Annotated in this window: 30 protein-coding genes; 20 read left to right on the forward strand and 10 right to left on the reverse strand. The window is 40.6% G+C overall.

Annotated elements, in window-relative coordinates:
- Positions 1–26: 26 nt before the first annotated feature.
- The gene (locus tag WC445_01315; GenBank protein ID MFA5128586.1) at positions 27–230 is read left to right on the forward strand and encodes a hypothetical protein; all 204 of its coding nucleotides are present in this window, start codon (positions 27–29) and stop codon (positions 228–230) included.
- Between the two features lie 314 nt (positions 231–544).
- Here the strand turns inward: WC445_01315 and WC445_01320 are convergent, their stop codons facing one another.
- Positions 545–955 (reverse strand): hypothetical protein, encoded by a 411-nt coding sequence (locus WC445_01320; protein ID MFA5128587.1) that lies wholly within the window; start codon positions 953–955, stop codon positions 545–547.
- A gap of 249 nt (positions 956–1,204) precedes the next feature.
- On the opposite strand from WC445_01320, the gene WC445_01325 reads away from it, so the two are divergent.
- The 4 genes from WC445_01325 (at position 1,205) to WC445_01340 (ending at position 4,723) form a co-directional block, all read left to right on the forward strand.
- Positions 1,205–1,705: a hypothetical protein gene (locus tag WC445_01325; protein ID MFA5128588.1), complete on the forward strand. Its 501-nt coding sequence runs from the start codon at positions 1,205–1,207 to the stop codon at positions 1,703–1,705.
- An 85-nt stretch (positions 1,706–1,790) separates the two neighbouring features.
- On the forward strand, positions 1,791–3,272 hold the full coding sequence (locus tag WC445_01330; GenBank protein MFA5128589.1) for a flippase: 1,482 nt from the start codon (positions 1,791–1,793) through the stop codon (positions 3,270–3,272).
- Positions 3,269–4,393, forward strand: coding sequence for a glycosyltransferase family 4 protein (locus tag WC445_01335; protein MFA5128590.1), 1,125 nt, complete (start codon positions 3,269–3,271; stop codon positions 4,391–4,393). Before WC445_01330 ends, WC445_01335 begins: the two co-directional genes overlap by 4 nt.
- Positions 4,394–4,414: 21 nt before the next feature.
- Complete coding sequence (locus WC445_01340) at positions 4,415–4,723, forward strand: hypothetical protein (protein ID MFA5128591.1); 309 nt, start codon at positions 4,415–4,417, stop codon at positions 4,721–4,723.
- A gap of 111 nt (positions 4,724–4,834) precedes the next feature.
- On the opposite strand, the gene panD is transcribed toward WC445_01340, so the two are convergent.
- The 7 genes from panD to WC445_01375 are packed head-to-tail and all read right to left on the reverse strand — an operon-like array spanning position 4,835 to position 9,189.
- On the reverse strand, positions 4,835–5,176 hold the full coding sequence (panD, locus tag WC445_01345; GenBank protein ID MFA5128592.1) for an aspartate 1-decarboxylase: 342 nt from the start codon (positions 5,174–5,176) through the stop codon (positions 4,835–4,837).
- A gap of 6 nt (positions 5,177–5,182) precedes the next feature.
- The gene (locus WC445_01350; GenBank protein ID MFA5128593.1) at positions 5,183–6,139 is read right to left on the reverse strand and encodes a calcium/sodium antiporter; all 957 of its coding nucleotides are present in this window, start codon (positions 6,137–6,139) and stop codon (positions 5,183–5,185) included.
- 16 nt (positions 6,140–6,155) lie between these two features.
- On the reverse strand, positions 6,156–7,103 hold the full coding sequence (locus tag WC445_01355; GenBank protein ID MFA5128594.1) for a hypothetical protein: 948 nt from the start codon (positions 7,101–7,103) through the stop codon (positions 6,156–6,158).
- A gap of 20 nt (positions 7,104–7,123) precedes the next feature.
- Entirely contained in the window at positions 7,124–8,068 is a 945-nt protein-coding gene (locus WC445_01360; protein MFA5128595.1) for a hypothetical protein, read from the reverse strand.
- A complete protein-coding gene (locus WC445_01365; protein MFA5128596.1) occupies positions 8,061–8,525 on the reverse strand; it encodes a GNAT family N-acetyltransferase in 465 nt (154 codons plus the stop codon). Before WC445_01365 ends, WC445_01360 begins: the two co-directional genes overlap by 8 nt.
- 1 nt (position 8,526) lies before the next feature.
- Positions 8,527–8,898, reverse strand: a complete 372-nt coding sequence (locus WC445_01370; GenBank protein MFA5128597.1) for a hypothetical protein — start codon at positions 8,896–8,898, stop codon at positions 8,527–8,529.
- Between the two features lie 3 nt (positions 8,899–8,901).
- Positions 8,902–9,189, reverse strand: a complete 288-nt coding sequence (locus WC445_01375; protein MFA5128598.1) for a hypothetical protein — start codon at positions 9,187–9,189, stop codon at positions 8,902–8,904.
- A 76-nt stretch (positions 9,190–9,265) separates the two neighbouring features.
- Between WC445_01375 and WC445_01380 the strand changes: the two genes are divergently transcribed.
- The 3 genes from WC445_01380 (at position 9,266) to WC445_01390 (ending at position 13,529) form a co-directional block, all read left to right on the forward strand.
- Entirely contained in the window at positions 9,266–12,178 is a 2,913-nt protein-coding gene (locus tag WC445_01380) for an ATP-dependent DNA helicase (GenBank protein MFA5128599.1), read from the forward strand.
- 131 nt (positions 12,179–12,309) lie between these two features.
- Positions 12,310–12,603, forward strand: coding sequence for a DUF721 domain-containing protein (locus WC445_01385; protein MFA5128600.1), 294 nt, complete (start codon positions 12,310–12,312; stop codon positions 12,601–12,603).
- A 257-nt stretch (positions 12,604–12,860) separates the two neighbouring features.
- Positions 12,861–13,529: a hypothetical protein gene (locus WC445_01390; protein MFA5128601.1), complete on the forward strand. Its 669-nt coding sequence runs from the start codon at positions 12,861–12,863 to the stop codon at positions 13,527–13,529.
- 71 nt (positions 13,530–13,600) lie between these two features.
- Here WC445_01390 and WC445_01395 read toward each other — a convergent pair whose 3' ends face one another.
- The gene (locus tag WC445_01395) at positions 13,601–14,176 is read right to left on the reverse strand and encodes a hypothetical protein (protein ID MFA5128602.1); all 576 of its coding nucleotides are present in this window, start codon (positions 14,174–14,176) and stop codon (positions 13,601–13,603) included.
- Between the two features lie 201 nt (positions 14,177–14,377).
- Between WC445_01395 and WC445_01400 the strand changes: the two genes are divergently transcribed.
- From WC445_01400 to greA, 7 genes are all read left to right on the forward strand, one after another.
- The gene (locus WC445_01400) at positions 14,378–14,758 is read left to right on the forward strand and encodes a hypothetical protein (protein MFA5128603.1); all 381 of its coding nucleotides are present in this window, start codon (positions 14,378–14,380) and stop codon (positions 14,756–14,758) included.
- Between the two features lie 24 nt (positions 14,759–14,782).
- On the forward strand, positions 14,783–16,039 hold the full coding sequence (locus WC445_01405) for an aminoacyl--tRNA ligase-related protein (protein MFA5128604.1): 1,257 nt from the start codon (positions 14,783–14,785) through the stop codon (positions 16,037–16,039).
- Positions 16,040–16,042: 3 nt separating this feature from the next.
- Positions 16,043–17,098, forward strand: a complete 1,056-nt coding sequence (locus WC445_01410) for a rod shape-determining protein (protein ID MFA5128605.1) — start codon at positions 16,043–16,045, stop codon at positions 17,096–17,098.
- Between the two features lie 118 nt (positions 17,099–17,216).
- Entirely contained in the window at positions 17,217–17,960 is a 744-nt protein-coding gene (gene mreC / locus WC445_01415; protein ID MFA5128606.1) for a rod shape-determining protein MreC, read from the forward strand.
- A gap of 3 nt (positions 17,961–17,963) precedes the next feature.
- Complete coding sequence (gene mreD / locus WC445_01420; GenBank protein ID MFA5128607.1) at positions 17,964–18,521, forward strand: rod shape-determining protein MreD; 558 nt, start codon at positions 17,964–17,966, stop codon at positions 18,519–18,521.
- 6 nt (positions 18,522–18,527) lie between these two features.
- Complete coding sequence (mrdA, locus tag WC445_01425; GenBank protein MFA5128608.1) at positions 18,528–20,510, forward strand: penicillin-binding protein 2; 1,983 nt, start codon at positions 18,528–18,530, stop codon at positions 20,508–20,510.
- Between the two features lie 82 nt (positions 20,511–20,592).
- Complete coding sequence (gene greA, locus WC445_01430) at positions 20,593–21,057, forward strand: transcription elongation factor GreA (protein ID MFA5128609.1); 465 nt, start codon at positions 20,593–20,595, stop codon at positions 21,055–21,057.
- Positions 21,058–21,136: 79 nt separating this feature from the next.
- Here the strand turns inward: greA and WC445_01435 are convergent, their stop codons facing one another.
- A complete protein-coding gene (locus WC445_01435; protein ID MFA5128610.1) occupies positions 21,137–21,481 on the reverse strand; it encodes a hypothetical protein in 345 nt (114 codons plus the stop codon).
- Positions 21,482–21,537: 56 nt separating this feature from the next.
- Here WC445_01435 and lysS point away from each other — a divergent pair, with 56 nt between their 5' ends.
- The 5 genes from lysS to alr are packed head-to-tail and all read left to right on the forward strand — an operon-like array spanning position 21,538 to position 26,737.
- Complete coding sequence (gene lysS / locus WC445_01440; GenBank protein MFA5128611.1) at positions 21,538–23,022, forward strand: lysine--tRNA ligase; 1,485 nt, start codon at positions 21,538–21,540, stop codon at positions 23,020–23,022.
- Between the two features lie 3 nt (positions 23,023–23,025).
- The gene (locus WC445_01445; GenBank protein MFA5128612.1) at positions 23,026–23,892 is read left to right on the forward strand and encodes an HD domain-containing protein; all 867 of its coding nucleotides are present in this window, start codon (positions 23,026–23,028) and stop codon (positions 23,890–23,892) included.
- 2 nt (positions 23,893–23,894) lie between these two features.
- Positions 23,895–24,308: an adenylyltransferase/cytidyltransferase family protein gene (locus tag WC445_01450; GenBank protein MFA5128613.1), complete on the forward strand. Its 414-nt coding sequence runs from the start codon at positions 23,895–23,897 to the stop codon at positions 24,306–24,308.
- Between the two features lie 5 nt (positions 24,309–24,313).
- The gene (gene serS, locus WC445_01455) at positions 24,314–25,603 is read left to right on the forward strand and encodes a serine--tRNA ligase (GenBank protein ID MFA5128614.1); all 1,290 of its coding nucleotides are present in this window, start codon (positions 24,314–24,316) and stop codon (positions 25,601–25,603) included.
- Between the two features lie 6 nt (positions 25,604–25,609).
- A complete protein-coding gene (alr, locus tag WC445_01460) occupies positions 25,610–26,737 on the forward strand; it encodes an alanine racemase (protein MFA5128615.1) in 1,128 nt (375 codons plus the stop codon).
- Positions 26,738–26,745 lie beyond the last annotated feature (8 nt).

A 26,745-nucleotide genomic window follows, 5' to 3' on the forward strand; every position in this document is an offset into this window, starting at 1 on the left:
TAAATGTAAGCAGAAGGAGGGCGCTGATGGTCGAAAAAAACGAAGAATGTCCACGGGGCGAGAAGCAGCAACTGGTCGCGGAAAATATGCCCGAAGGATGGCGGTCCAGCACCAGGAAGGTGATGGTGGTCGTGGTTCCACTGAAACCGTCGCCGTTTGTCGTGCCCGAAGAAAGCTACGACTTCTCGCTCCCGCTTTTCGGAGGAACGATTCCGCACCGCGGGAGCTGACAGTTTTTTTGTGCCATCACTGGCGCTGAGATGGAATTTGTCTCGCGCCTTTTTTATAAAATTAACCTTGACAAATTATTTTTTTCTGTTAATCTAAAATTAGAACCTTAGGACAAAATTTCCCCATCAACAAAAAGAAGGGAGAGATTTTCATGCGCCAGGAAACGACAGGAGCTCATTGTCTGGAGACTCGTTCCGATAACGGAGGTTCAAGGAAGAGAAGGGAGCTCATGGAAAAACGCCGCGTCTTACGCTTGCTGACCATCCCGGAAATCAAGCGAAAGCTTTTGCTGCGTAAGGCGTATAGGAGTCTTTCACGCTGGCAGCGCTTCATGCACGACATGGGTTTGGCCGAATTCCTTCTTAAAGATGGAGAGATTCACCCAGAGTATCGCATAAACTGGGTTAGTGTCGTTGTTTGGGTTTTTACGCTTTGTCTTGCTGCGTTTTACATCTTCAGGATGCTTTTGTAGCAAGGCGGAGAGGCCTAACCAACTCGAAGACACAACTACCGACGCGGCTATTTTTGCGTCGGTTTTTTTATTGATTTTTTTCATCCATCGTGGTAAAGTAGGTTGATTTCCTAAAGGAGGAAGGGAATGCGAAAACAGGAACCGCCTCTCGGCGATACGAGTGAATGTGCTCGCCTGACTAAGGCAGAACTCGTCAATTTGGGTGTTGTACTTTCCGCCTTGCGCTCTTTTCGGGGTGACCGGCGGCAGCATATCGCCTATGTTACCATGCCAATCACCGGCGGCCGGCGCCTGTACGACACTTTGAAAAAGCACGGCGCAAAAAGTGCTACTGAACTTGCGGTCAAGATCGGGGACGAGGCGTTTTACGGACTTGTGGTAAGGCCCAACATTGAAGACGGGGTTGCTCTAGCTGATCGCCTCGGCAGCAGCAAGTCTCTGCTCTTTATCGCGCCTTCGGTTTTCGAAGCCAGGTGTTGGCAATGGTCGCAGGATGCCTACATGTCACTCTGGTATCGCGTTCTGGGCGAAATGGCTGGAGCGCACTACCTCGCGGATGGCTGGGAATACTGCGTCGGCGGCGTGAAAGAAGTAATGTTTTCTATGGCCATGCAGTGGCGTATCTTCAGGCGTTACAATATCCATGAGATGGCGAGAGCCTGGGGCCTGCAGAATTTCCTTCCCGGCATGAGCGCCAAAGAGGAAATGGCCGGGTTGGAGCGTATGTGGAGTATCCGCCTTTACGACGAGCGGGGCAAGGAACTTCGCATCGATCAAATTTTGGTAATGGTCGTTCGCGCAATCAAGGAGCTATCAAGAAACGGCTTGCCATACGAGGATCTGCTTGATCCCGCCTGGAACTTGAAAGCGATGCCAATCTTGTCGCCGATGCTTGGGGGCGGTTACGGAACTGTGCCGGCTATAACGAGTGTTTACCAAGAGGCGAGAGAAGAATTAGAAGTACTCCTTACCGCTCACAATCGTGGAGGGAAAAAGCGGTAATAGCGGAGGAGTTGCGACGCGGATAACGGTTCGCGTCGTTTTTATTGATTTTTTCTCTAAATCGCGGTAAAATTGGATAATGCTTATGCCTCAAGAATCAGAAAAAATCGCGAGAAATACTATCTATTTAACTATTGCCACGGTCGGACAAAAAGTCCTGGCTTTTTTGTATTTTATTTTAATTGCCCGCTTAGCCGGAGTTGAGGGCACGGGAAAATATTTTTTTGTTGTTTCTTTTACTACGATTTTTTCTATTTTTGTTGATCTTGGCCTTTCCTCAGTTTTGATTCGCGAGACGGCGAAGAAGAGAGAAATGGCGGGAAAATATTTGGGAAATATTTTGGGAGCAAAAGTTGTTTTAGGTGTGCTCGCATATCTCGCGGTTGTTTTTGTGATTAATATCATAGATTATCCGGCGGCGACCAAATTGATGGTTTATCTTTCCGGGATTGTGATGCTTTTGGATTCTTTCAACGTAACTTTTTACGCAGTTTTCCGTGGCCATCAAAATTTGCGATATGAATCAGTTGGCGTGGTTGTGAGTGAAATTTTGATAATCATCTTTGGCGGCGTAAGTTTAATTCTTCACGCGCCGTTATATTTTTTACTGCTTGCCCTAATGTCGGGCAGTCTTTTTAATTTTTTCTTTTCTTCAATTTTACTTTGGAAAAAAACCGACATCCGGCCGCGTTTGATGATGGACAAAAGTATTTTAATATCACTTTTTAAAATTGCTTATCCTTTTGCGCTCGCGGGAATTTTTGTAAAAGTTTATTCTTATCTTGATTCAGTTTTGCTTTCAAAAATGGTGGGGGACATCGCGGTCGGGTTTTGGAGTGTGGCTTATAAACTTACTTACGCCTTTCAGTTTATTCCCATGGCTTTTGCCGCGGCCGTATTTCCAGCGATGAGCGCATATTATGTTTCTGATAAAACTATGCTCCGGAAAACTTTTGAGCGCGTACTTTTTTATCTAGCAATTTTGGCTCTGCCAATTGCTTTTGGTATTTTTTCTTTGGCCGAACCTTTAGTTTTAAAAATTTACGGTGCTTCCTATATTCCGTCGATTTTACCGCTGCAGGTTGCTATTTTTGCCGTGGTTTTTATATTTTTAAATTATCCGGTCAGCTCGCTTTTAAATGCCACAGATCGCCAGATGGCCAATACTACCATTTTGGGCATTTCCATGTTCGTAAATGTCGTTTTAAACGTAATTTTGATACCGAGGTTCTCGTATCTCGGAGCGGCAATTTCCACGGTGATATCCCATACATTACTTTTTATTCTGGGATTAATTTTTGTCGGACGAGTGGTGGATTACAATAAAAAATTCATTTTTGGCGCTCTTTTTAAAATTGTTATTTCCGCCGGAGCGATGAGCGCGGTTATAATTTATTTGCGGCCGTATGTTTATTGGATATTTTTAGTTCCGGTCGGGGCGGCGATTTATTTTTGCTTATTATTTTTGCTTCGCGGGATGGAGTGGCGCGATGTAAAAAATATTTTTAAAGCCTTGAAAAAGGAAGAGGCCATGGATATGATTGATGGGAGAAGCGAGAAAATATGAAAAAATTATTAATCGCAACAATTGAATTTCCGCCGCAAAGGGGCGGGATCGCGAATTATTTGGCTGGGGTGGCCGGAGCGTTGCCGGCTGATAAGGTCGCGGTTTTAGCGCCGCGACAGAAGGGCGAAGAAAATTTTGATAATCATGAGCCGTATAAAATTTACCGCAAAAAATTATTTGTGAATTTTTTATGGCCAAAATGGCTGCCGCTCGTTTGGCATTTATGGCGCGTGGCGCGGCGGGAAAAAATAGAAGTAATTTTAGTCAGCCAAGTTTTACCGGTTGGAACGGTCGCGATGATTGTGAAGAAAATTTTTAAGATTCCGTATTTTATTTCCTGTCATGGCATGGATATTTTGACAGCCGCCGGAAATCCGCGGAAGAAAAAGTTGATGAACAAAATTTTAGAACAGGCGAGTGGTGTCGTAGCAAATAGTGAATTCACAAAAAAAGAGTTAGTAAAACTAGCCGTGCCGGAAAATAAAATCATTATTATTTATCCTTGTCCGGGGAGGATGTCCGGTATTGCACCGGAAAGAATTTCTGAAATAAAAAATCGGCTGGGGTTGGCCGATAAAAAAATAATTCTCACGGTTGGGCGGCTCGTGGCGCGCAAAGGGCAAAATAAGGTAATTGAGGCGATGACAGAGATTTTAAAACATGTGCCAAACGCTATTTATGTAATTGTCGGTGATGGGCTGGAAAGCGAAAAACTAAAAATTCAGAGTGAAAAATTAAAATTAGAAAATAATATTTTATTTACCGGAGAGATTTCCGAAGAAAAAAAATTGGCCTTTTATCAATTGTGCGATGTGTTTATAATGACGCCGCGGCAGATTGGGGCGGATGTAGAAGGTTTTGGCACAGTGTATCTTGAAGCAAACCAATTTGGTAAACCGGTCGTAGCCGGAGGAAGCGGCGGCGTGGGTGAGGCGGTGGCGGACGGTGTGACGGGATTAGTTGTGGATCCGGAAAATATAACTCAAATTGCCGAAGCAGTGATTAAAATATTAACTGATGAAAATTTAGCAAAAAAAATGGGTGAAGAGGGGAGAGAAAGAGTGGAAAAAGAATTTGAGTGGGAAATTCAGACGGAAAAGTTGAAAAAATTTTTAGATTGACATATTAAAATATAAGTGATAATGTGCTCACAGAAAGGAGGGCAAGCAATGTCTTGTCATCACGAGGATTTAGGTCTCGAGGAACTGGAGCAGGTGGAACGAGCGGCGGTGGCGGCTGGGCTGACGGCTGAGCGGGCTGCGGCGGTCACCAGGGATATCAGGCCAGCGCGGGAATTGGCCAAAGAGACCATTGTTCGGTTGGAGCCGCGGCACATCAGCGGTTTCCAGACGCTCATCGCGATTTTGGAAACGGCTTTGCAAGAAGCGCGTGCCAAGCAGTGGATCAACGAGCCTCGCGACGAGCCGCAAGCATCTCGGACAGAATCGTGAGTCGTGTCTATCCGACTACGCATGGTCACTGGCGAACCTTTGGGAACGCCAGTTTTTATACAAAAAAATCTCTTCATTACGGAGAGTTTTTACGTTTGCGCCAATTTACATTTACAAATATCTTACAAATTTATTTTTTCTATCCACTAAAATATTTTTTTGCTTTATTGGTTTGCCAGTTAATTCAAAACCCATGATGATTATTTCCTCCCCAGTTTTGATGAGATGAGCCGCCGCGCCATTCATGCAAATTACGCCGGAATCGCGTTCGCCGGCAATGATATAAGTTTCAAGCCGCGCTCCGGAAGTATTACTGACAACCAAAACTTTTTCGCCTGGCCAAAAGCCGGCTTTTTTAATTAAAATATTATCAATAGTAATACTTCCGATATAATTTAAATTCGCTTCAGTCACAATCGCTTTATGAATTTTTGAACGTAAAACCCACCGCATATTTATTTAACCCTTTATAACAAGGAAAGTGACGTACGAGATATATGTAATTAAAAAGAATATCCCTTGCCATCTTTCCAGGATGTGTTTTTTACCAATAAACATAAAAATAAACAGAGCAAAGCTGGCCATAATTACCATTCCAATATCCATGTTCATGTCTGTCTTAAAGGGGAGTGGCCTGATAATTGAACTTATTCCCAAAATCCAAAAAATATTAAAAATGTTTGAACCAACCACATTGCCGACAGCGATATCAGCTTGTTTTTTATAAGCAGCTATCGCAGAGGTAGCAAGTTCCGGAAGCGATGTGCCGATTGCAACAACGGTTAAACCAATCAAAGATTCGCTAATATCTAAAGTTGTCGCTATTTTAACCGCGCCGTCAACAATCCATTTGCCGCCAAAAAATAAACCAGCCAGACCGGCTATAATAAAAAGAGTCGATTTAGTGTTGCTAAATTGTTTGATATCTTCATTTGCCTCATAGCCGCCGTCTCTGGACATGCCAAAAGTATAATATATAAAAATAGTAAAGAAAGATAATAAAACCAATCCGTCAATACGAGTTAACGCAGAAAAAATTTTTTTATCAATTAAGGCGTCGTTAGCTAAAAAACCAACTACCAATACAGCCAAAAGGGACAATGGGATCTCTTTCCATGTTGTATTTTTCTTAACCGCTAAGGGAAAAATAATGGCTGATATTCCTAAAATCAGAAAGATATTAGAAATATTACTACCCAGAATATTACCGATAGCCAGTTCAGTGTTACCTTTGGCGCTGGCGATTATATTTACAATTAATTCCGGCGCGGAAGTGCCAAAAGCGACTATTGTAAGACCGATAACCAGACTGGATATTTTAAATTTTTTAGCCAAAGATGAGGCGCCATCCACCAAGAGGTCTGCGCCCTTGATCAAAAAAATAAATCCCAAGACAAAGAGAATGTAAGTTAGCATTAATCTTTATTAATTTTTAAGATGCCAAATAAACAAGGAATATCAGCTGGCTTGATAAAAATAGAAAATAAATACAAAGCAGGAAAATTCCTTCGCTGCGGCTAAACTCCTTTTTCGTTTTGTAAAAAACTAACAGACTAAGAAAAAGAACAAACAAGAAAAAGAGCAGCATATAGTAACCCAGATTTATTTCAGTTGATAAAGTTTTAATAACTGAAAAAATACCAATGATTAAAATATTTGCCATAGCCGATCCGACCAAGTTACTGATAGATAGTTCCTTTATGTTTTTGCGCCATGATTGAATGGTTACGATAATTTCTGGTAAATTAGTACCGATTGAAAAAAGAACCAGTCCAATAATAAAACCAGGAATATCAAAATTATTCAACAGAATCGCGGTGAGGCGAACGATAAGATTGGAAAATACAATTATCAAAATAAGTCCGAGGAGGACAAGAAATAAATCCTTCAAAATTTTACCATTTCTGATAAATTCAAAATGTATTGGGTTTGAATTTTTATGTTTTTTATATAAATAATAAAGCAGAGAAAAATAAGCAGCAACGAGGATTATTCCGTCGATAAAACCAATTTTTCCATCTAAACCGAAAAGTACGGGCAGAATAAGGTAAATTAAAATTGGCAAAAAATTTATTACTCGTCCGTCAGTTTCTATTTTTCGGTTTAGAATTAAACTGATGCCCAAAATAAGACCGAAGAGAACCATCAGACCGCCCAACAAATTTCCCAGAGAAATTTCCTGGACATTGTTTATAAGAGTATTAATACCAATCGCCAGCTCGGGCAGTGAGGTAAAAACTCCGAGTAAAAGACCTAAAAAGAAAATTTTTATTCCAAGTTTTTTTCCGATCTTTTTTATGCTATCAATGGTCAGTTCTGCCGCTTTGCCGAGGAGATAAAATAGGATTAAGATTAAAGTAAAAATACCTAAATTGACCATAGTTTATTTTGATTAGTTTTTTAACGATAGCTGCTTTTATTAGCGACGTAAATGTCTGCTTCGAGCATTTGGTCGTTTTTATAATAATGATGAATAAAGTAAACATTTCCCGCGGCGTCAATCGTGGCTTCGCCGGCGAGCGGTGAAAACGTTTGCACAGGTTTGGTCCACTCACCATCAATTTTTTTTGATCGCCATAACCCATAATCCTTAGAAATCCATAATTCATCTTCGTTGGGAGAAAGAGCTGGCCAACCCTCATCGCGTTCGGTATTCACGGCGCTAACATTTTTCGGTTCCTGCCAGGCGCCATCAATCTTTTTTGAAACCCAAATATCCAACCCGCCTTCGCCGCCCGCGCGGTCGGAATGAAAATAAACTTCATTGCCATCAGAAGTAAAATGTAGTTCACCAACTTTATATTCTTCTGGAAAATTCGCGAGTTTCCAATTTTGCCATTTATCATTTTTAAATTCCGCGGTAAACCAATTGATGCCGTCGTACCCCTCGCGCACAGAACAAAAATACATTATATCGTTTTGCACAAATTCGCAGCCGTCGCTACCGGCGCTGCCAGGTTTGGATAAAAGTACGCGTTCGGGATTAAGCCATTCGTCGCCAGATTTTTTCGTGACATAAATTCCCGTCACATTATCAGTAATTTGTTTTTCAACAGGAATTTTGACATCAGGCGTAAAGAAAAAATAAAGTGTTTGGCCGTCTGGTAAAATAAAAGGGGAGTCCTCGCCGCCAGCAGTATTAACTGGCGCAGGCAGAGGAACTGGATTTCCGTATTCAGCAGAAAGTGATTTTGGCGGCGAAACATCTGTCGCCGGCGTAATTTTTACCGCGTCGGTTGGGATTTTACTTTCTCGGGATGGTGGTTCTGTTGGCGCCTGTCCGCATCCGGCGCCAAGGGCGGCAATACTGATTATTACGGAATAAAGTGATAAAAATTTATTCATTTTGGGGTTTTTCGTATTTGTATTTAAATTTATCAAATTCGTTTTCGTACGCTTCGTCGCTTACTTTTTTAAAACCGGCGCGTTCGTGAGAAACAATTGACGGTCGGTTTTTCCTATCGATTGTGGCTATCAATGTGTTCAGATCTTCTTTGCCCATCAGTGCCTCGTAAAATTTGGGTACCAGTCCTTTGCCGCGGTATTTTTGGTCAATGACAATATGGGTGATATTCTGTTCATCCTCGGTATCATAAACGCCGACAATGCCAAGTTTTTCTCCGCCTTCGCCAATAACAGTGTGATACTTCTGGTTTTTGCAATTTTCCTGGCCAAGCGCGATCCAGCCATCCTTGCCTTCGAGATTTTTAAAATATTCCATATCAAAATCGGCAAGTCCCTCGACTTTAATTTCTTTTTCTTGCGTTTCGGGCGTGGGTCCGCCCATTTCCGGATTAGCCATATTATTTATTTTTAAGAAATGATTTAACTTTAGCGAGCAGCAGGGGATAGGTTTTTTTGATTTGTGGCGCGGATAAGACCTCTTTGATTGACACTACGGTTCCTTTCGGAATGATGACGTTTTCAGGAAATTGGTCGCGGGTAAAATCAATTTCTTTTCCGTTTGGCAGACGGTTCCAAAAATGGGAAACAAACGGCAGTTTTTTGATAACGGCGTAAAGTATTTTTCCGCCGAGGAACGTGTGTGCCACTGCGGCGGTTACTCGGCATTGACCAGTGGCGGGATTTTTGGGATCAAACTTCTTGGTCCAGGAAGTTTCCGCGCTCCAGGTTGCCCGAAATGCACTCCTGAGATTTTTTATGTTTATTTTCATTTTTTATTTTTCTACATCGGCGGGTTCAAATTCAATGATGTGGTAAGGATCGTCGGGCAGTTGGGACGGTTCATTAGCTCCATATTTTTCCAGAACCTCCGCTTTATAATCCCAACCCGGCCCCGGCCCCTTTTCTGGAGTTGAATGAGAATAATATTGTCTAATAGTATATCCACTGTCGCGTGAAACCGCGCGGTAAATTTTTCCGTCAAACATCACAAGGTCTCCCGCTCTAATTTCGTCCCGCCCGAATTCCTTAATCGGCATAGATCCTTTTTCCAATTCGTTCATATTTTTGGCTTAATTGCGATTTTTATGTTATGATTTCTTAAAGAATTTTAGCAAAAATCAGGCAAAAAAGCAATTTATGGACGACTTATTAAAGGATTTAAATCAAGCGCAGAGAGAGGCCGTGGCGCATGATACTGGTCCGCTTTTGATTGTGGCTGGCGCGGGGACGGGAAAGACAACAGTCATCACAAGGCGGCTGGCTTTTTTGATTTTAGAAAAAAAAATCAAGCCGGACGAAATTTTGGCTCTGACTTTTACGGAAAAAGCGGCCGGGGAAATGGAAGAGCGCGCCGACCAACTTTTGCCATACGGTTATGTTGATCTTTGGATTTCCACATTTCACTCTTTTTGCGAGCGAATTTTGAAAGAACACGCGATTGATATTGGTTTGCCTGGGGATTTTAAACTTTTAAATCAAACTGAGCAGTGGTTGCTTGTCCGGCAAAATTTAGAGAGATTTAATTTGGATTATTATCGGCCGCTCGGTAATCCGACAAAATTTATTCATTCGCTCCTGAAACATTTCAGCCGAGCGAAGGATGAAGAAATTTGGCCGGAAACATATCTGGATTACGCGGAGAATTTAAAATTAAACAAAGACAGCACGATTATTGAAGATAAAGATCGGCTGCTTGAAGTGGCGAGTGCGTACCACACTTACGATCAATTACTTTTAGAAAATAACGCCCTGGATTTTGGCGATTTGATAAATTATACTTTAAAACTTTTTCGTACCCGGCCGGCGATTTTAGAAAAATACCGGCAAAAGTTTAAGTATATTTTGGTTGATGAGTTTCAGGACACAAACTGGGCGCAGTATGAGCTTATAAAAATGCTCGCTCTGCCCAAGAATAATTTAACGGTTGTCGGCGACGACGATCAATCAATATATAAATTTCGTGGCGCGTCGATTTCCAACATCATGCAGTTTAAAAATGATTTTTCGGAATGCCGCGAAATTATTATCACGGATAATTATCGCACTAAACAAAATATTTTGGATTTGGCATATAAATTCATAAAGCAAAACGACCCAAACCGGCTGGAAGCGAAATTAGGAATTGTAAAAAAACTTTCGGCAAAAAGAGATGGTGAGGGAATTGTTGAGCACTTGCATTGTAAAACCGCCGACCAAGAAGCACGGACCGTGGCCGAGAAAATTTTGGAATTGAAAAAAATTGACACGGCAATTAGCTATCAGGACTTTGCGATTTTGGTCCGCGCAAATAATCAGGCGGAAATGTTCATGGGCGTTCTGGATCAGTACGGCATTCCATATCATTTTTTAGCTTCGAGCGGGCTTTATTCCAAGCCAGTAATTTTGGACATTATTGCATATCTCAAAACTTTGGACAATTATCATGAGTCAACAGCTCTATACCGCGTTTTAAATATGCCGTTTGTAGATTTAGTTTATGACGATCTTCTCGCTATGAATTTTTCAGTGAAGAAAAAGAACTGGTCGCTCTACGAAGCGATGAAACACGCGGCGGCGGTCGGCGTCTCTGGTGATGGTCTTAGAAAAATTAATAAAATTTTAGGATTTATTGAGCGGCACACAGCAATTGCTCGCGAGTGGGGAGTGAGTAAAGTTGTTTTTAAATTTTTAGAAGATTTTCAATATCTTACTAATTTGACAAAACGCGCTGAGAAAGGGGATTCGCATGCGGCGGAAGACATCGGCTATATTAATAATTTTTTAAAAAAGATAGAAGAATTTGAAAGAGCAAATCCCGATAAGTCAATTAAAAATTTTATGGCTGAGCTTGATATGGCTCTTGAATCCGGAGAAGAAGGATCGCTTGCGGGAAGTTTTGATGAAGGACCGGACACGGTGAAAATCTTGACGGTGCATGGCGCAAAAGGTTTGGAATTTAAATATGTTTTTATTGTGAATTTAGTAGATTTGCGTTTTCCCTCAACCGACCGAAAAGAACCGATTGAAATGCCAACCGCGCTCGTTAAAGAAATTTTGCCGCAAGGCGACATTCATCTTGAAGAAGAGCGCAGGCTTTTTTATGTGGCAATGACCCGGGCGCGCGATGGATTATTTTTAACTTCAGCTTTGGATTATGGCGGACAGAGAAAAAAGAAATTATCACGCTTTTTGGTTGAACTCGGGTTTATTACACCAGAAGTGATTTCTCCGACCGGCCAGGTTTATTTTGATGAGGAAGCAGCGGCTGCGCCGAGTGAAAAAGGTATAAAAAAATTATGGTTGCCAAGTAAATTTAGTTTTACTCAACTCAAGGCGTTTGAAACCTGCCCATTACAATATAAATTCGCTCATGTTTTAGTCGTGCCGACGCGGGGAAAATTTAATTTCAGTTTTGGGAAAACCATGCACAGCACTTTGCAGAAATTTTTTGATCAGATCTCAAAAAAAGAAAATAATAAACAGGCCGACCTTTTTGGGCAAAGTATAGCGATGGGAACGGCGCCATCGGTTGAGGAACTTTTAAAAATTTATGAAGAAACCTGGATTAATGATTGGTACGAAAGCAAAAGCCACGAAGAAGAGTATAAAAAACGTGGGAGAAGTATGCTTCGTGAATTTTATAAAAAACACGAAGGCAATTGGCCCAAAACAAAATATCTGGAAAATGGTTTTAATCTAAAAATTGGGGATTATACAGTGCGCGGAGCAATAGATAGAGTGGACGTTGTCCCGGGTGGTGTGGAAATTATTGATTATAAAACCGGCAGCGTGCCGAAAGATGAAAAATTTTTAGATAAAGACCAGCTCCTAATCTATCAGGCGGCGGCATCCGAAGTGCTTGGCGAAAAACCAATAATGCTCAGTTATTATTATTTGGAAGCTAATGAAAAGATGTCTTTTCTTGGCACAGATAAGGAAGTCCAGGAAATTAAGGAAAAAATCGTGGAGACAATTCAAGAAATAAAAAAGAGCGAGTTTTCTCCCAAGCCAAGTTTATTCACTTGTAAAAATTGTGATTTTAAAGATATTTGCGAACACCGGATAATTTGAAGACCAAAACCCAAAGCTCAAATGTCAAATCAAATCCAAAATCCAAAACCCAAAACAATTTTTAGTCATTTGAACTTTAGTCATTGATTTGAAATTTGGATTTTGACATTTGGATTTGGAAATATATTTTTATGTTCACTCCATTAAAAAACATCCTAGAAAAAAATATCCGCCAATCCGGTATTTCTCACCAAGTTTTGGCCGCTCAGGCAATTGAAAAATTCAACCAAATTTTGGTAGAGATTTTTGGGCCGGGAGTGGGGCGGCGGGCGAGAGCGATGTATTTACGCGGAAAAATTTTAACTGTCGGTTGTCTGTCGTCGGTTGTAACACAAGAGATTTATTTAAAGCGTGGAAAAATTATGAAAGAATTGAATCGACGGCTCGGCAGGGAAGTAGTGGCTGATTTAAAATTTAAGATGTGAGGGGTCCGCTCCATACGAAGTAGAGGTTGTTGGATTTTTTAACAATACTTAGTCCCCCGATAATCGTTGCTCCTTCGAGTTTTCGAATTTACCGAAACTTCGTATGGGGTTGACAAAAAGAAAAAAATATGTTAAGATTTATTAAGGTACATAAAGTACCAAAAGGTATTTTTTAAACTAAAATTAACATTAATTGTCACGCCGGTTTGGTCTTCGCCTAGACGATTTTCAAACCAAAATGTGACTTAAATAAATTTATGGGAGAAACAATGAGATTTGCTCCTCCTGAGATGGAATCTGGCGAGAGAGCTGATCTAGAAGCGAAACTTGATCAATTAAGAGGTGAATCAGAAAAAGCAGTGGAGAAGATAAGAAAAGCCGAAAGTCCAGAGGAAACATTAGCTGCTATTTTAAAAATGGAAGAGTTTAGAGTGCAAGCCGCTCCTCTTGAAGCGGACTTAAGAAAGATAAGAGTGTTAGAGCAAACCGAAGGAATTGAGGCTGGTTTGAAGGGTGAGGCTCTTAAAATGGCAGAGCAAAGAACTGAAAATGCGGAAGCTGTTAGGGCCATTGAAGAAAAAATTGAAAAGCGTTCAGCTGAACTTAAAGAAGCTGAAGCAACTTTGAAAGGTGGGAGCGGTGTAGAAATTTTAGATGCCCTCACGGCAGTTGATAGGATCCAGGCAGAGTTAAGGGAACTTGAAGTCTCTGCCAAAAGGTTAGCTATTGATAATTTAGCTTTAGCTAGCGATCTTCATACCCTTAAAGAGCAGGGGATCACAGAAGAAGAAATACCCTTTACTGCTGCAGAAAGTGAATGGTTTAAAAGCGGAAAAAAGAGATCAGATCTCTGGGAAATGGGGGTAGCAGAAAGGGAAAGGAGAATTGATGAACTGGAAGAAGAATTTTTTGCAAAAGCTGCTTAAACTCAAAAAATTAAAAAGAGAGACCCTGGTACGACCGGGGTCTCTTTGTTTCTGTCCTCCTTGTTGGGTAATTACGCTGCCGCCTCCTTTTCCGGGAAGAAGATGGAAGCGTTGTCTCCGGGAAGGAAGCCCCTTGACTTGTCTCCAAGCCAAAGGGTGACGCGCGCGACGTTCTGCGCGCGATTGTCTTTCCAGACGATTCTCTTGGCGTAGGAGTGCTCATCGAACTCGGAAACCGGAGAAAGCGGCAGGATGTACTTCTGGCCGAAGATCCTGACTTTCTTCAGTCCGTCCGTGACACACTCGATCCCGAGGTTCTGGCCTTGTGGAAAAACGACCACCCGCAAGTCGCGGAAGATACTCTCGTCTTGGGTGCTTGTCAAAACCAAAACGAGGCTGTAATGGCGCTCGAAGACGTAGAGCGCTAGGTATTCCGTTTCTTGGAGCCAGGTCTCATGCGTCGGCTCAGGTTCGAGGAATTCGATATCATCAACCGCCCTCGTGTACGGAGCGACGCAGGTTGCCGTGTGTCGCTTCTTGTTGCCCCTTCTGTCGCGCAAGGCGCGGATACAGACGGCAAGCGAAGAGACGAGCCAGGCGAAGAAAGTCGTGATCCCAGCCCAGATTCCGAGAAAGAACCGCTTCATCGTACACCTCCTTTACGATGGAAGGTGCGAGGCGAAATTGGCGTTGGCTAAAAGCAGAATCGCCCAGCCATACAAGCCACGCTTCGCAGCTGTTTACTTTATATTATATTACGGGATTTGTCAAGGGTAAATGAGGTTTGCTGGTTTATTCTTAATTTGCTATACTTTTACTAGAATTTAACGAGGCAGATTTAAGGCTTTATGACCCTAAGGCAATATTTGATTTTAATGACAATCAGCGCCATTTTTTGTTGGATAATTTGGGGGTTTGTTCTTTACTCTGTTGATCCGACAACGGCTGGCATCCTGGGTTTTGTCTTTTTTTATTTAAGTTTATTTCTGTCCGTAGTTGGAACTATGTCAGTTTTAGGATTAATTTTACGGATGAAATTTGGCAAAGAAGATTTAGTTTTTAAAATAGTGACAACTTCTTTCAGGCAGGCGACCTTGCTTGGCTTTTTGACGATCGGCGGGTTGATTTTAAAAAGTCAGAGGATTTTAACATGGTGGAATATAGTTTTTTTAGTTTTAGCTTTGATTATCATGGAATTTTTCTTTATATCTTATGAGAAAAAAAGATAATTAATCAATAAGATTTTTATAAAAATGTTACAATCTAAACTTTTTTACAAAGCAACAAAAGAAATTTCAGAAGAAGAAAAAAGCGTTAACGCGCAACTGTTAGTGCGCGCGGGTTTTGTTGATAAATTAATGGCTGGAGTTTATACCTATTTACCTTTTGGTCTGCGGGTTTTGAATAAGATTAAAAAAGTCATTCGCGAAGAAATAAACGCTATCGGCGGCCAGGAAATTTTGATGCCGGCCTTAACGCCAAAAGAAAATTGGATAACTACTGGACGTTGGGACACGATTGATGTTTTATTTAAATTGGAAGGTTCTGGCGGGAAAGAATACGCGCTTGGTTCAACTCACGAAGAAATTGTAACACCGCTTGTTAAAAAAATAGTGAATTCATATAAAGATTTGCCCGTTACCGTTTATCAGATTCAGGATAAATTCCGCGATGAGCCTCGGGCGAAATCCGGACTTTTGCGCGGGCGGGAATTTTCCATGAAAGATCTTTATAGTTTTCACGCGGATGAAGCAGATTTGGATGCTTATTATGAAAAAGCCAAAGAGGCGTATCTAGAAATTTTTCGTCGGTTGGGCTTGGATGCGATTGTTGTTGAGGCGTCGGGCGGAACTTTTTCAAAATATTCGCACGAGTTTCAAGTTTTGACGGAAAGCGGAGAAGATGTAATTTTTTATTGTGAAAAATGCCGCTATGCGCAAAACAAGGAAATTGCCGAATATAAAGCTGGCGATAAATGCCCAAAGTGCGGCGGAAAAATATTGGAGGGAAAAGCGATTGAGGTGGGAAATATTTTTAAATTAAAAACAAAATTTTCTGAAGCTTTTGATTTAAATTTTTTAGATAAAGAGGGAAAGAAAAAATTGGCCGTGATGGGTTGCTATGGAATCGGGCCGAGCCGTGTGATGGGAGCGATTGCGGAAGTGAGTCATGACGAAAAAGGAATTATTTGGCCGCCTGAAGCCGCGCCGTTTGATGTGCATCTAGTCGCGCTTTTTGGCAAAGATGAAGGGAAAAATAAGAAAATCAAAAATGAATCAGAAAAGCTTTTGGAATCTTTACAAAAAGCCTGTTTTGAAGTATTATATGATGACCGAGAAGAGGCCAGTTCGGGCGTTAAATTAGCAGAAAGTGATTTGTTTGGCATTCCGTTTCGCCTTGTAATCAGTGAAAAAACATTGGATAAAAGCAGCGTGGAAGTTAAGAAAAGAAGTGAGCAGGAGGTGGAATTAGTGAAATTAAATAAAGTTGAAAAATTTTTGAAAAAATAAAATATGTTTAATAATTTACTGGGTCGATTTTCAAGAGATCTGGGAATTGATCTTGGCACAGCCAATACAAAAGTATTTGTAAAAGACAAGGGTATTGTAATCAACGAACCCTCGGTTGTTGCTATAAATAATAAAACCGGACAGATTTTGGCGATCGGTGAAGATGCCAAAAAAATGCTTGGAAAAACTCCGCCGCATATTATCGCTTCCCGGCCGATAGTTGACGGTATTATTTCAGATTTTGAAGTGACGGAAAAAATGTTGAAATATTTTATTGATAAAGTTCACCAGGAAGGTTTTACAATTTTACCAAGACCCAGGGTTGCTATCGGAATTCCCCTTGACATTACTGAAGTTGAAAGAAAAGCCGTGGAAGACGCGGCGTTATCGGCCGGCGCCCGCGAAGTCTTTTTGATTGAAAAAGCAATGGCGGCGGCGATCGGAGCGAGGCTGCCCATTTCTGATGCGGTTGGCAATATAATTATTGATATAGGGGAAGGGACTACGGAAATTGCCGTCATCGCGCTTTCAGGAGTTGTCACCTGGAAAACTTTGCGCGTGGCCGGAGAAGAGATGAATAAAAGTATTATTCAGTACGCCCGCGACGTTTTCAACTTACTTTTGGGAGAAAAAATCGCGGAAGATATAAAAATAAAAATCGGCTCGGCTTCAGAAATTAAAGAGCCTCTCACAATGGAAATGCGTGGCAGAGATCTCCTAACCGGTCTTCCGAAATCAGTGACAGTAAATGATGTTCAAATTCGCGAGGCGCTTGGTCGTTCCGTAAAACAAATTATTGATGGGGTTAAAGCGACTCTTGAAGTAACGCCGCCAGAACTTTTGGCAGATATTTTTGAAAGAGGAATGGTTTTAACGGGCGGGGGAGCGTTGCTTCGAGGAATTGATCAAGCAATAACAAAGGCCACAGAAATTCCCGTTAGAGTTGCCGATGACCCCTTGACCGCGACCGTTCGAGGAACCGGATTGCTTTTGGAAAATATTCCGTTACTTAAAGAAATTGCTGTTCCATCAACTCAAGAAGAAGAAAAGAGAAGATAGATTGGTTATTAAAAAATCCAAATGTTAAAATCCAAAATAAAAAATTTGGATTTTAAGTTTATTTATGCGCCTTAATGTTTCAAAGCCAGTTCTAATAATATTGCTAGTTTTTTTTCTTATGATGATTTTCCATTATAGCGGAATTATTTTTCCCGTGGAAAATTTTGCCATTAGAATTTTAAGTCCGGTGGGCGGGGGATTTTATAATTTTGGCCAAAAAATTCAGTCATTTTTTAAGCCGGAGATATCTGCCACCGATTATGAAAAATTATTAGCGGAGAGAGATCAATTAATCGCCGAAAAAGCGGAATTGTTGACGCTCCAAAGAGAAAATGAAGAGCTTAGGTCATCTTTAAATTTTCAAAAAGAGAAACCATACGATTCCTTAATGGCAAATGTTATCGGTCGCGATCCAAATTTTTCTAATTATTTTATTTTAAATAAAGGGTCAAAGGACGGCGTTCTCGTTAATTTGCCAGTTGTTTCTCCGGAAGGAATATTGGTTGGAAAAATTTTAAAAGTTGAAGACAAACTTTCCATAATGCTGATCCCAACCGATACTAATTTTCAAACAGCCGCCGCGATTTTAGGCGAAACCAAAAACAGCACAAGCGGTCTGGTGCATGGGGAGAAGGGGTTGGGCATTAAAATGGAGTTTATCCCTCAGGAAGAAGAAATTTCTCGCGATGATATTGTGGTAACTTCCGGCTTGGAACTTAATATGCCGAAGGGTTTGGTAATCGGCCGGATAGCCGAGGCTAAAAGAGAATCAAGGGATATTTTTGGAGAAGCGACAATTAGTCCGCTCGCGGTTTATGAAAATTTGGACGCGGTTATGGTTCTTCTCCCCTCCAAAGAATAAATTATGAAAAAATTTGAACGTTTTAGGCATTTATTAAAAATTATTGGTAAAGCTGCGGCGATAAGTTTATTAGTTTTGTTTCAAGCCAGTTTTATTGCTGCCCTGCCTTGGCCGTTTAATTATTTTAATTTTGTTCTCTCGGTTTTAATTTTTATCGCAGTAATTTTTAACTTTCGTCAAGCCCTTTGGTTTGCCCTTTTTTCAGGTTTAATTCTTGACATTTTTTCTTTTTCTGGTTTTGGAACAATGGCGGCAATATTAATTTTGAACGCGATAATCATAAATTTTCTTTTTAGAAATTTTTTTACCAATCGTTCATTGTATTCTCTAATTATAATAGGGCTTATAGGTAACGGAATTTATATTTTGTCGTTATTAATTTTTAATTTTTTATTTTTTATTTTTGGGGCGGCGGATAATCTTGAGAAGTTTTTTAGTCGAGAAAACATTTTTGGGCTCGGTTGGCAAGTAGTTTTTGGAGTTTTATTTTTAGCTATTTTATTTTTATTATTTAATTTTTTAAGTAAAAAGTTAAAATCGGTTTTTCTTGACGCGGGGTAAAAAATAATGAATATTTTTAAAAAAAATAATTTACGATCTAACGATCCCTTCGCCATCCACGAAATTCCCGAGAGAGATTTTCGTTTGAATGAGGATAGAAATTTAGATTGGGTTGAAGAAAGTTTCGAGGTTGGTAGTTCGGTTGAAATAGAAGCGGATAAAAGCGGGAATGGGCGAGGAATTAGAAAAGAATTTTTGGGGTTAGCTCTGAATCAAAAGAGACTAGCCGTTTTTTTAATTTTTATTTTTGGAATTCTTGGGATTTTATTTGGCAGAACCGCGTATCTCCAGATTGTTAGAGGTGCGCATTACAGGCAAATAGCGGAAGGTAATCGCATTAGAACAATTTACACGGCTGCTGAACGAGGAATTATTTATGATTGCAACTCAACAGTGCTTGTAAAAAACGTGCCTACCTTTTCGCTTTATTTAATTCCAACAGATTTTCCGAAAGATAATGAGGCGAGAACTGGTGCCATAGAAAATTTAGCAAACGTGATAAAAATTCAGCCGAAAGAGATAGAAGAAAAATTAGGGGGAGCATCTTCATATTCGTATTCACCGATAATGCTTCGAGAAAATATTGAGTATGAAGAAGCCATCCGTCTTAAAATAGAAAGTTCATTTCTGTCGGGCATTGATTTGAAATTAGAAAGTCGCCGCGAATATTTAAATGGAGAAAATTTTGCCACAGAAAGTTTGTCTCATATTTTAGGTTATGTTGGCAAGGTTAATCAGGATGACCTTGAGAAATACGATGATTACAATTCAACTGATTTTATAGGGAAAACCGGGTTGGAATTATTTTATGAAAATTTACTTCGTGGCCAAAATGGCAAAAGACAAGTGGAAGTTGACGCTTTGGGAAAAGAAAAAAGCGTGATCGCCAAGGAAGATCCGGTGCGCGGTAAAAATATTACGTTAACTCTTGACATTGAAGTGCAGAAAAAGATGGAGGAAATAATAGAAAAACATCTCGCCGCCACAAAAAAATCTCGGGCTGCGGCGATAGTGATCGATCCCCAAAACGGAAAAATATTATCAATGGTAAGTTTGCCAGCCTTTGATAACAATCTTTTTGCCAAAGGTATTTCTTCAAAAGATTATGAGGCGCTTATTAATAATCCAAATCATCCATTTCTTAACCGCGCAGTTATGGGCGAGTATCCGTCCGGCTCAACAATAAAACCGGTTATCGCTGCAGCGGCGTTAGAAGAGGGGATTATTAATAAAAACACATCATTTTTAAGCACGGGCGGACTTCGGATTAGCAGTTGGTTTTTTCCGGATTGGTTGGGCGGCGGACATGGCCTGACAAATGTTACAAAAGCTATTGCCGATTCGGTTAATACTTTCTTCTATATTATCGGCGGCGGTTACGACAAGTTTGAAGGATTGGGCGTGGCGAGAATTGTGGAATACGCCAAACTTTTCGGTTTTGGGGAAAGTTTGGGAATAGATTTGCCGAATGAATCGGAAGGATTTTTGCCAAGCGAAGAATGGAAAGAAAAAACAAAAGGAGAGCAGTGGTATATTGGCGATACATATCATTTAGCTATCGGTCAGGGCGACCTTTTGGTTACACCACTCCAGATCGCCGCCTCTACAACTGTTTTCGCGAATGGCGGCGCGCTTTATCGCCCGCATTTTCTGGAGGCAATTGAAACAGAGAAAGTTCCTGCGGAAAATTATTTGATTAGGGAAAATTTTATCAGTAAAGAAAATATTGAGATAGTTCGCGGGGGAATGAGACAAACGGTTACTTCCGGCAGTGCGAAAAAAATGCTTGATTTGCCCGTGACTTCTGCCGGCAAAACGGGTACGGCGCAATGGAGCACGACAAAATCTCCGCATGCCTGGTTTACAGCTTTTGCCCCTTTCAATAATCCGGAAATTTCCGTTACCGTGCTTGTCGAGGAAGGGGAAGAGGGGAGCAGAGTTGCGCTTGATATTGCCCGGGAATTTATGATGTGGTATTTTACGAAATGATTTGCCGCGGTCTGTTGCTAAGATTTTTAAACTCTATTATACTTAACAGCATATTGTGTATAACTTTTAAAAAGGTTTATCTATGCAGGATCAAAAAGTTTACGTGTCAAAAGAAGGTTTGGAAAAATTTAAGCAGGAATTAGACGATTTAGTGAACGTGAAAAGGAAAGAAATCATTGAGCGCATTGAAAGAGCAAAAGAACTTGGCGATTTGTCCGAGAACGCCGAGTACGCGGCGGCGAAAGACGAGCAGGCGTTTACTGAGGGTAGAATTCTTGAACTTCAAGACATGGTTGCCCGCGCGGAAATTATAAACGGTTCGGGAAAAGTTGATTTGGTCCGCGTAGGATCAAAAGTAAAAGTGAAAAGCGACGGCACGGAAACGGAATATGAAATTGTTGGGGTGGCCGAGGCAGATCCAGTGGCCGGAAAAATTTCTAATGAATCACCACTTGGTAGGTCATTTTTGGGTCGGAAAATTGGGGATAAGGTTCAAATTCAGATACCAAAAGGGACGGTTACATATACGATTTTGGAAATCAGGTAAATAAATAGAAAAATGTAACAAAAAAACGCCGGCGTTTCCATTCCATGGAATCGCCGGTTTTTTCGTTATTCCTTCTCCATTATCCCGAAGGAGTAGGCGGTGGTTGTGTAGGCATGAAGATTACGATGGTTTCTTTGCCTTGCTTGGTCAACTGGAGTCGGTAGCCCTGCTTTTGATAGCTGACAATACCATCGACTAGCCTAATCAGGTTTCTGATTGTTTCGCTGGTGGTCGGTGTGTGAAGTGCTTCCCTTAGAGCCTGAAGCATTTGCCAGTCAACATCGTTAAATTCTAATGTCGTTTTTCCTGGTTTCCTCCTCGCCACCTTACATTCCTCCCCCTCACCTTTCGCGGTTACCCGAAAGGTGAAGTCTCTAATGTTAGAATAGTATCTAGGTGTTGTCAAGAGTTCCCTTTTTGACATTATTCTAAAATTAAGATAAAATTAATACAATAAATTGTTTAAAATTACTTTAAAATATGGAAAAATCAACCGACGAACGGCTAGCCAGATTAGAAAAATTAAAAGAAATTAGGGCGCAAAAAGTTAATCCCTATCCTTCGGCCGCCAAGCGGAGCCATTTGGTGCGCCAAGTTTTGGAAAATTTTGATAAATTTAGTGTTGGGAAAAAGACGATTTCGCTAGCTGGCCGGTTGAAAAGTGTTCGGTTACACGGCGGATCAGCTTTTGCCAATTTGGAAGACGAAAGCGGAACAATCCAGCTATTTTTCCGGGAGGATCATTTTGGCGCCAAGCAGTATAAATTTTTTAAAGAATTAATTGATTTAGGTGATTTTGTTCGGGTTAAGGGCACGCTTTTTACTACAAAAACTGGAGAAAAAACTTTGGAAGTGGAAGCGCTGAAACTTTTGACGAAAACTTTGGCGCCTAGCCCTGAAAAATGGCATGGACTTTCTGATGTGGAAATTCGTTATCGCCAACGGTATTTGGATTTGATTGCCAACCCCAGCGTTCGGGAAATTTTTAAAAAGAGAAGTTTGATCGTCAAGGCAATTCGAGATTTTTTAGAAAAGGACGGCTTTATGGAAGTGGAAACGCCGATATTACAGCCGATTCCCGGCGGAGCCACAGCCAGGCCATTTATTACGCACCACAATGCCCTGGATTCAGATTTTTATTTGCGTATTGCCCCGGAGCTTTATCTGAAGCGGCTCATCGTCGGCGGATTTGAAGGAGTTTACGAAATAGCGCGGTGTTTCCGAAATGAAGGCATCGACTGGTCGCACAATCCCGAATTTACCCAAGTCGAGCTTTACCGCGCTTACGCCGACTATAATGACCTGATGAAAATGATGGAAAAGTTTTTTGTTTACCTAATGAAAAAAACAAACGGCGGAGAAATGAAAACGGTTTATGAAAAAAATACGATTGATTTCACGCCGCCCTACGAGCGAATTACTTTCCGGGATATTATAAAAAAATTTAGTGATTTTGACATTGAAAAGTACCCCGACCGTGACACTATGGCCAAAGTAGTTTCGGATTGGCCAGCCTTTAATAATTTAGAAGTTTTACCCTCAGACGATCGAGGAAAAATAATGGATGAAATTTTTAAAAAAGTTGTCCGGCCGAAAATCGTAAATCCTATTTTTGTTATCAATCATCCAATTGAACTTTCGCCGCTCGCCAAAAAAGTTCCCGAAGATTCGCGCTACGTGGAAAGATTTCAGTTGCTTGTTGGCGGGATGGAATTGGTTAATGCATTTTCAGAATTAAATGATCCGCAAGATCAGCGAAAAAGATTTGTCGCTCAGCAGCAAATGCGCATAGCCGGAGACGAAGAGGCCATGCGGATTGACGAAGATTTTATTACCGCCTTGGAGCACGGTATGCCACCGACCGCGGGACTTGGTATGGGAATTGACCGCCTGACCGCACTGCTTACAAATTCACATAATATTAAAGAAGTAATTTTATTTCCGACTCTGAAACCCGGAAAATAATTTATGATCGAAGAAGAAATATTAAAAGAAATCGCGGCAAGGGAGCATTTTGTTATAAGCCAATTTGAACGAGTTGGTTTAGATATTCGGCGATATCCAGAATTATTTGATAGATTAAAGCAACTCCATGGTCCAGAGTCAAAACACTTTGAGGACGCCGTGCAGATGGTGGAAATAATTGAAGAAATTTGGGAAGAGTTGGACAAACAGCTACCTTTTAAATTGGAGAAAGAAAAGATGATTTTGGCTACACTTTTACACGATGTCGGAAAATCCGGACCCAAGGAGGCGACCTCTGAAGAACAAAAATTGATTGTTACTCTTTTTGATCCAACTCATTATGAACGAATCGTGGCGGCTGGAAAAAATGTGGCAGAAGAAACTATTCTTCGCGCTCTTCGCGATTCTGATTTGGAGGATGGAGCGCAACGTAAGATTGCAAAATATCTAAATAGTTTGGGCATAGATATTTCAAGTGAAAAAATGATTGATTTCTGGCGTCGGCATGCTGATTGGACTTATGATATCTTGAAAGATTTAGAGGGTGAAAAAATTGATGATCGGTTGGCCGTGATGGCCGCGTCGCATCATATTTTAGACGGGAAAAATCCAGCGGGGATTAATTTAGAACAAATTCCCGAAGAAGCCAGAACAATTGAAATAATTGAAACTTACGAAGTTTTAACTATTGTTGATAAATTTCAAGCTTTTATAAAAAGAAGCGGGCTTGACCATGCTGCAGCAATAAAAATTTTACGGAGTATAATTATAAATCAGAAATTTCCCAAGCGGGTGGAGGAAAGTTATCTTGCAATTCTCACAGTTATAGAAAATTCAAAAGATAAATTACAAGCTAAATTGAAGAAGTAATTATGGCCAAGCCGAAAAAAAAAGTAATGGTCTTTGGCACTTTTGCAGTTTTGCATCCCGGCCATCTTTATTTTTTTCGCGAGGCAAAAAAGCGCGGCGATAAATTAACTGTTGTCGTGGCGCGCGATCTAACGGTTAAAAAAGTGAAGGGTTTTTCGCCAAAATTAGACGAGCAGGCGCGGCAAGAAATGGTAGATGCTATAAAACTTGTTAATGTGGCAGTGCTTGGCGATAAAATTGATTGGTATAAAATAATTTTAAAATATAAACCGGAAATAATTTGTCTCGGCTACGATCAGGTAGCGCCAAAAAATTTTAGAGAAGAGTTGCGGAGGAGGGGAGTGGACGCGAAAATTTTCAGGTTAAAATCTTATAAACCAAAAAAATATAAATCTTCTAAAATTTTGAATAAATAAAATTTATGATGGATATAAAATTTATCCGAGAAAAGAAAGAATTAATGAAAGAAGTAGCAAAAAATAAAAATAGCAAAGTTGATATTGATAAATTACTCGCGGTTGACGAAAAACGGTGTAATTTAATTTCTGAAGTAGAAAAATTAAAAGCGGATTTAAACAAACGATCAAAAACAAAACCTAGCCCAGAAGAGATTGCGGCCTTGAAAGAATTGAGTGGAAAAATTAAAAAAATGGATGAGGAGTTGGTCGCGGTGGAAAAAGAATATCACGACTTAATGCTTCTTGTGCCAAATATTTATTCTGCGGACACGCCGGTCGGACCGGACAATACTGCAAACCGCGAAGTAACGCGCTGGGGTAAACCGACAAAATTTGATTTTACCCCGAAAGACCATATTACGCTTGGTAAAGAGCTTAATTTAATCGATCTTGAGGCTGGCGCTAAAACCTCGGGTTATCGCGGCTATTACCTTAAAAATGAGGCCGTATTGCTTCATTTTGCCCTTTTATGGCACGCTATTAATAAAATGCGGAAAAAGGGTTTCGAGTTGATATTAACCCCGACACTGCTTCGGGAATTCGCGCTTTTGGGTAGCGGCCATTTTCCAGAAGGAAAGGATGAAATTTATCAGATTGGAAATCCAGGACGCTTGGCCGACGGCAGTACAAAGGAGGAAATTTTTTTGGCGGGTACTTCCGAGCCGGGGCTTCTCGCGTATTTTTCTGACAAAGTTTTTGAAGAAAAAGATTTGCCAGTGAAAGTTTGTGGATTTTCTCCCTGCTATCGTTCGGAAATCGGCAGTTATGGCAAGGATACAAAAGGCCTTTACCGAATTCATGAATTTATGAAAGTTGAGCAGGTAATTTTATGTAAAAATAATTTGGAAGAATCGCTTGAGTGGCTAGAAAAATTGCGAGGCATTGCAGAAGAGATTTTGCAGGATTTGAAATTGCCGTATCGCGTGATTCAACTTTCCACTGGCGATATGGGGACGGGAAAATACAAGATGTATGATTTGGAAACTTATATGCCGTCCATGACTTCAAGGAATTTTTACGGTGAAACACATTCTGACTCAAACCTGACCGACTGGCAGACGAGAAGGCTGAATATAAAATATAAAACTAAAGAAGGGAAAACTGAATTTGCATACGCCCTGAATAATACGGTTATTGCATCGCCAAGAATTTTGATTGCCATTTTGGAAAATTATCAGCAAAAAGACGGCAGCATAAAAATTCCAAAAGTTTTGCAGAAATATTGCGGAGTGAAAGTTATCAAGAAAAAATAATTATCTATGAAAACATGGATTGAAATTAGCCGAGAGGCTCTGAATTATAATTTGTCCCAATTTAAAAAATTGGTTGGCGATAGCGTAAAAATAATGGGTGTGGTAAAAGCCAATGCTTACGGCCATGGCTTAACTGAAGTGGCTGGCATTATTTCCGATAAAGTTAATTGGTTCGGCGTAGATTCAATCTCTGAAGCATTGAAATTGCGGCAGGCCGCCATTAAAAAGCCAATTTTAGTTTTGGGTTATACCGAGTTGGCCGACCTGAAAGAGGCAGTAAAAAATAGTGTAAGTTTAACGGTTTACAATAGAGAGACAATTGAAAGGCTTGGTAAAATTCCAATCCATAATCCAAATTTAAATCCAAAAATTCACATCAAAATTGAAACCGGAACCTCAAGACAAGGCGTTTTGGAAAATGAAATTTTAGATTTTGTAAAATTTGTAAAACAATATCCTTCAATTGAAATTCAAGGACTTTCCACCCATTACGCCAATATTGAAGACACGACTGATTCAAGTTTTGCCATGGAACAGCTGTCAGCTTTTACTCGCATGGCGGAAATTTTAAAAAAAGAAGGTGTGACGCCGCTCCGGCATACAGCGTGTTCTGCTGCCACGATTTTATTTCCGGAAACTCATTTTGAAATGGTGCGGCTTGGCATTAGTATGTATGGGTTTTGGTCTTCAAAAGAAACAAAGGCCGTGGCAAAAACCAAAAATTTAGAATTGGATTTAAAGCCGGCCTTAACTTGGAAAACAATTGTTGCGCAAATAAAAAATTTGCCCTCTGGTACGCCAATTGGTTATGGTTTGAGTGAACGCACGGGCCGTGATTCAAAAATTGCCATTTTGCCGATCGGCTATTACGACGGCTACGATCGCAAACTCGGAAGTGTGGGGAATGCTTTAATTCGCGGCAAACGTTGCAAAGTTTTGGGAAGAGTTTGCATGAATATGATTATTGTTGACGCGACTGATTTAGAAAAAATTGAGTTGGAAGATGAAGTAGTTTTACTCGGCCGGCAGGGGAGAGAGGAAATAACCACGGAAGATTTAGCGGGCAAAATTGGAACAATTAATTATGAAGTTGTGACAAGAATTAATCCTAATATTTTGCGACACATAGTATAATTTATAGA

It is taken from the genome of Patescibacteria group bacterium (genome assembly GCA_041650995.1).
Classification (GTDB): domain Bacteria; phylum Patescibacteriota; class Patescibacteriia; order XYB2-FULL-38-15; family XYB2-FULL-38-15; genus JAHIRI01.

What these genes read in the sequence shown, in the direction of transcription:
- WC445_01315 (MFA5128586.1), top strand. Translation starts at nt 27, where the DNA reads ATGGTCGAAAAAAACGAAGAATGTCCACGGGGCGAGAAGCAGCAACTG.
- WC445_01320 (MFA5128587.1), bottom strand. Translation starts at nt 955, where the DNA reads ATGCTGCCGCCGGTCACCCCGAAAAGAGCGCAAGGCGGAAAGTACAAC.
- WC445_01325 (MFA5128588.1), top strand. Translation starts at nt 1,205, where the DNA reads ATGTCACTCTGGTATCGCGTTCTGGGCGAAATGGCTGGAGCGCACTAC.
- WC445_01330 (MFA5128589.1), top strand. Translation starts at nt 1,791, where the DNA reads ATGCCTCAAGAATCAGAAAAAATCGCGAGAAATACTATCTATTTAACT.
- WC445_01335 (MFA5128590.1), top strand. Translation starts at nt 3,269, where the DNA reads ATGAAAAAATTATTAATCGCAACAATTGAATTTCCGCCGCAAAGGGGC.
- WC445_01340 (MFA5128591.1), top strand. Translation starts at nt 4,415, where the DNA reads ATGTGCTCACAGAAAGGAGGGCAAGCAATGTCTTGTCATCACGAGGAT.
- panD (MFA5128592.1), bottom strand. Translation starts at nt 5,176, where the DNA reads ATGCGGTGGGTTTTACGTTCAAAAATTCATAAAGCGATTGTGACTGAA.
- WC445_01350 (MFA5128593.1), bottom strand. Translation starts at nt 6,139, where the DNA reads ATGCTAACTTACATTCTCTTTGTCTTGGGATTTATTTTTTTGATCAAG.
- WC445_01355 (MFA5128594.1), bottom strand. Translation starts at nt 7,103, where the DNA reads ATGGTCAATTTAGGTATTTTTACTTTAATCTTAATCCTATTTTATCTC.
- WC445_01360 (MFA5128595.1), bottom strand. Translation starts at nt 8,068, where the DNA reads ATGAATAAATTTTTATCACTTTATTCCGTAATAATCAGTATTGCCGCC.
- WC445_01365 (MFA5128596.1), bottom strand. Translation starts at nt 8,525, where the DNA reads ATGGCTAATCCGGAAATGGGCGGACCCACGCCCGAAACGCAAGAAAAA.
- WC445_01370 (MFA5128597.1), bottom strand. Translation starts at nt 8,898, where the DNA reads ATGAAAATAAACATAAAAAATCTCAGGAGTGCATTTCGGGCAACCTGG.
- WC445_01375 (MFA5128598.1), bottom strand. Translation starts at nt 9,189, where the DNA reads ATGAACGAATTGGAAAAAGGATCTATGCCGATTAAGGAATTCGGGCGG.
- WC445_01380 (MFA5128599.1), top strand. Translation starts at nt 9,266, where the DNA reads ATGGACGACTTATTAAAGGATTTAAATCAAGCGCAGAGAGAGGCCGTG.
- WC445_01385 (MFA5128600.1), top strand. Translation starts at nt 12,310, where the DNA reads ATGTTCACTCCATTAAAAAACATCCTAGAAAAAAATATCCGCCAATCC.
- WC445_01390 (MFA5128601.1), top strand. Translation starts at nt 12,861, where the DNA reads ATGGGAGAAACAATGAGATTTGCTCCTCCTGAGATGGAATCTGGCGAG.
- WC445_01395 (MFA5128602.1), bottom strand. Translation starts at nt 14,176, where the DNA reads ATGAAGCGGTTCTTTCTCGGAATCTGGGCTGGGATCACGACTTTCTTC.
- WC445_01400 (MFA5128603.1), top strand. Translation starts at nt 14,378, where the DNA reads ATGACCCTAAGGCAATATTTGATTTTAATGACAATCAGCGCCATTTTT.
- WC445_01405 (MFA5128604.1), top strand. Translation starts at nt 14,783, where the DNA reads ATGTTACAATCTAAACTTTTTTACAAAGCAACAAAAGAAATTTCAGAA.
- WC445_01410 (MFA5128605.1), top strand. Translation starts at nt 16,043, where the DNA reads ATGTTTAATAATTTACTGGGTCGATTTTCAAGAGATCTGGGAATTGAT.
- mreC (MFA5128606.1), top strand. Translation starts at nt 17,217, where the DNA reads ATGATGATTTTCCATTATAGCGGAATTATTTTTCCCGTGGAAAATTTT.
- mreD (MFA5128607.1), top strand. Translation starts at nt 17,964, where the DNA reads ATGAAAAAATTTGAACGTTTTAGGCATTTATTAAAAATTATTGGTAAA.
- mrdA (MFA5128608.1), top strand. Translation starts at nt 18,528, where the DNA reads ATGAATATTTTTAAAAAAAATAATTTACGATCTAACGATCCCTTCGCC.
- greA (MFA5128609.1), top strand. Translation starts at nt 20,593, where the DNA reads ATGCAGGATCAAAAAGTTTACGTGTCAAAAGAAGGTTTGGAAAAATTT.
- WC445_01435 (MFA5128610.1), bottom strand. Translation starts at nt 21,481, where the DNA reads ATGTCAAAAAGGGAACTCTTGACAACACCTAGATACTATTCTAACATT.
- lysS (MFA5128611.1), top strand. Translation starts at nt 21,538, where the DNA reads ATGGAAAAATCAACCGACGAACGGCTAGCCAGATTAGAAAAATTAAAA.
- WC445_01445 (MFA5128612.1), top strand. Translation starts at nt 23,026, where the DNA reads ATGATCGAAGAAGAAATATTAAAAGAAATCGCGGCAAGGGAGCATTTT.
- WC445_01450 (MFA5128613.1), top strand. Translation starts at nt 23,895, where the DNA reads ATGGCCAAGCCGAAAAAAAAAGTAATGGTCTTTGGCACTTTTGCAGTT.
- serS (MFA5128614.1), top strand. Translation starts at nt 24,314, where the DNA reads ATGATGGATATAAAATTTATCCGAGAAAAGAAAGAATTAATGAAAGAA.
- alr (MFA5128615.1), top strand. Translation starts at nt 25,610, where the DNA reads ATGAAAACATGGATTGAAATTAGCCGAGAGGCTCTGAATTATAATTTG.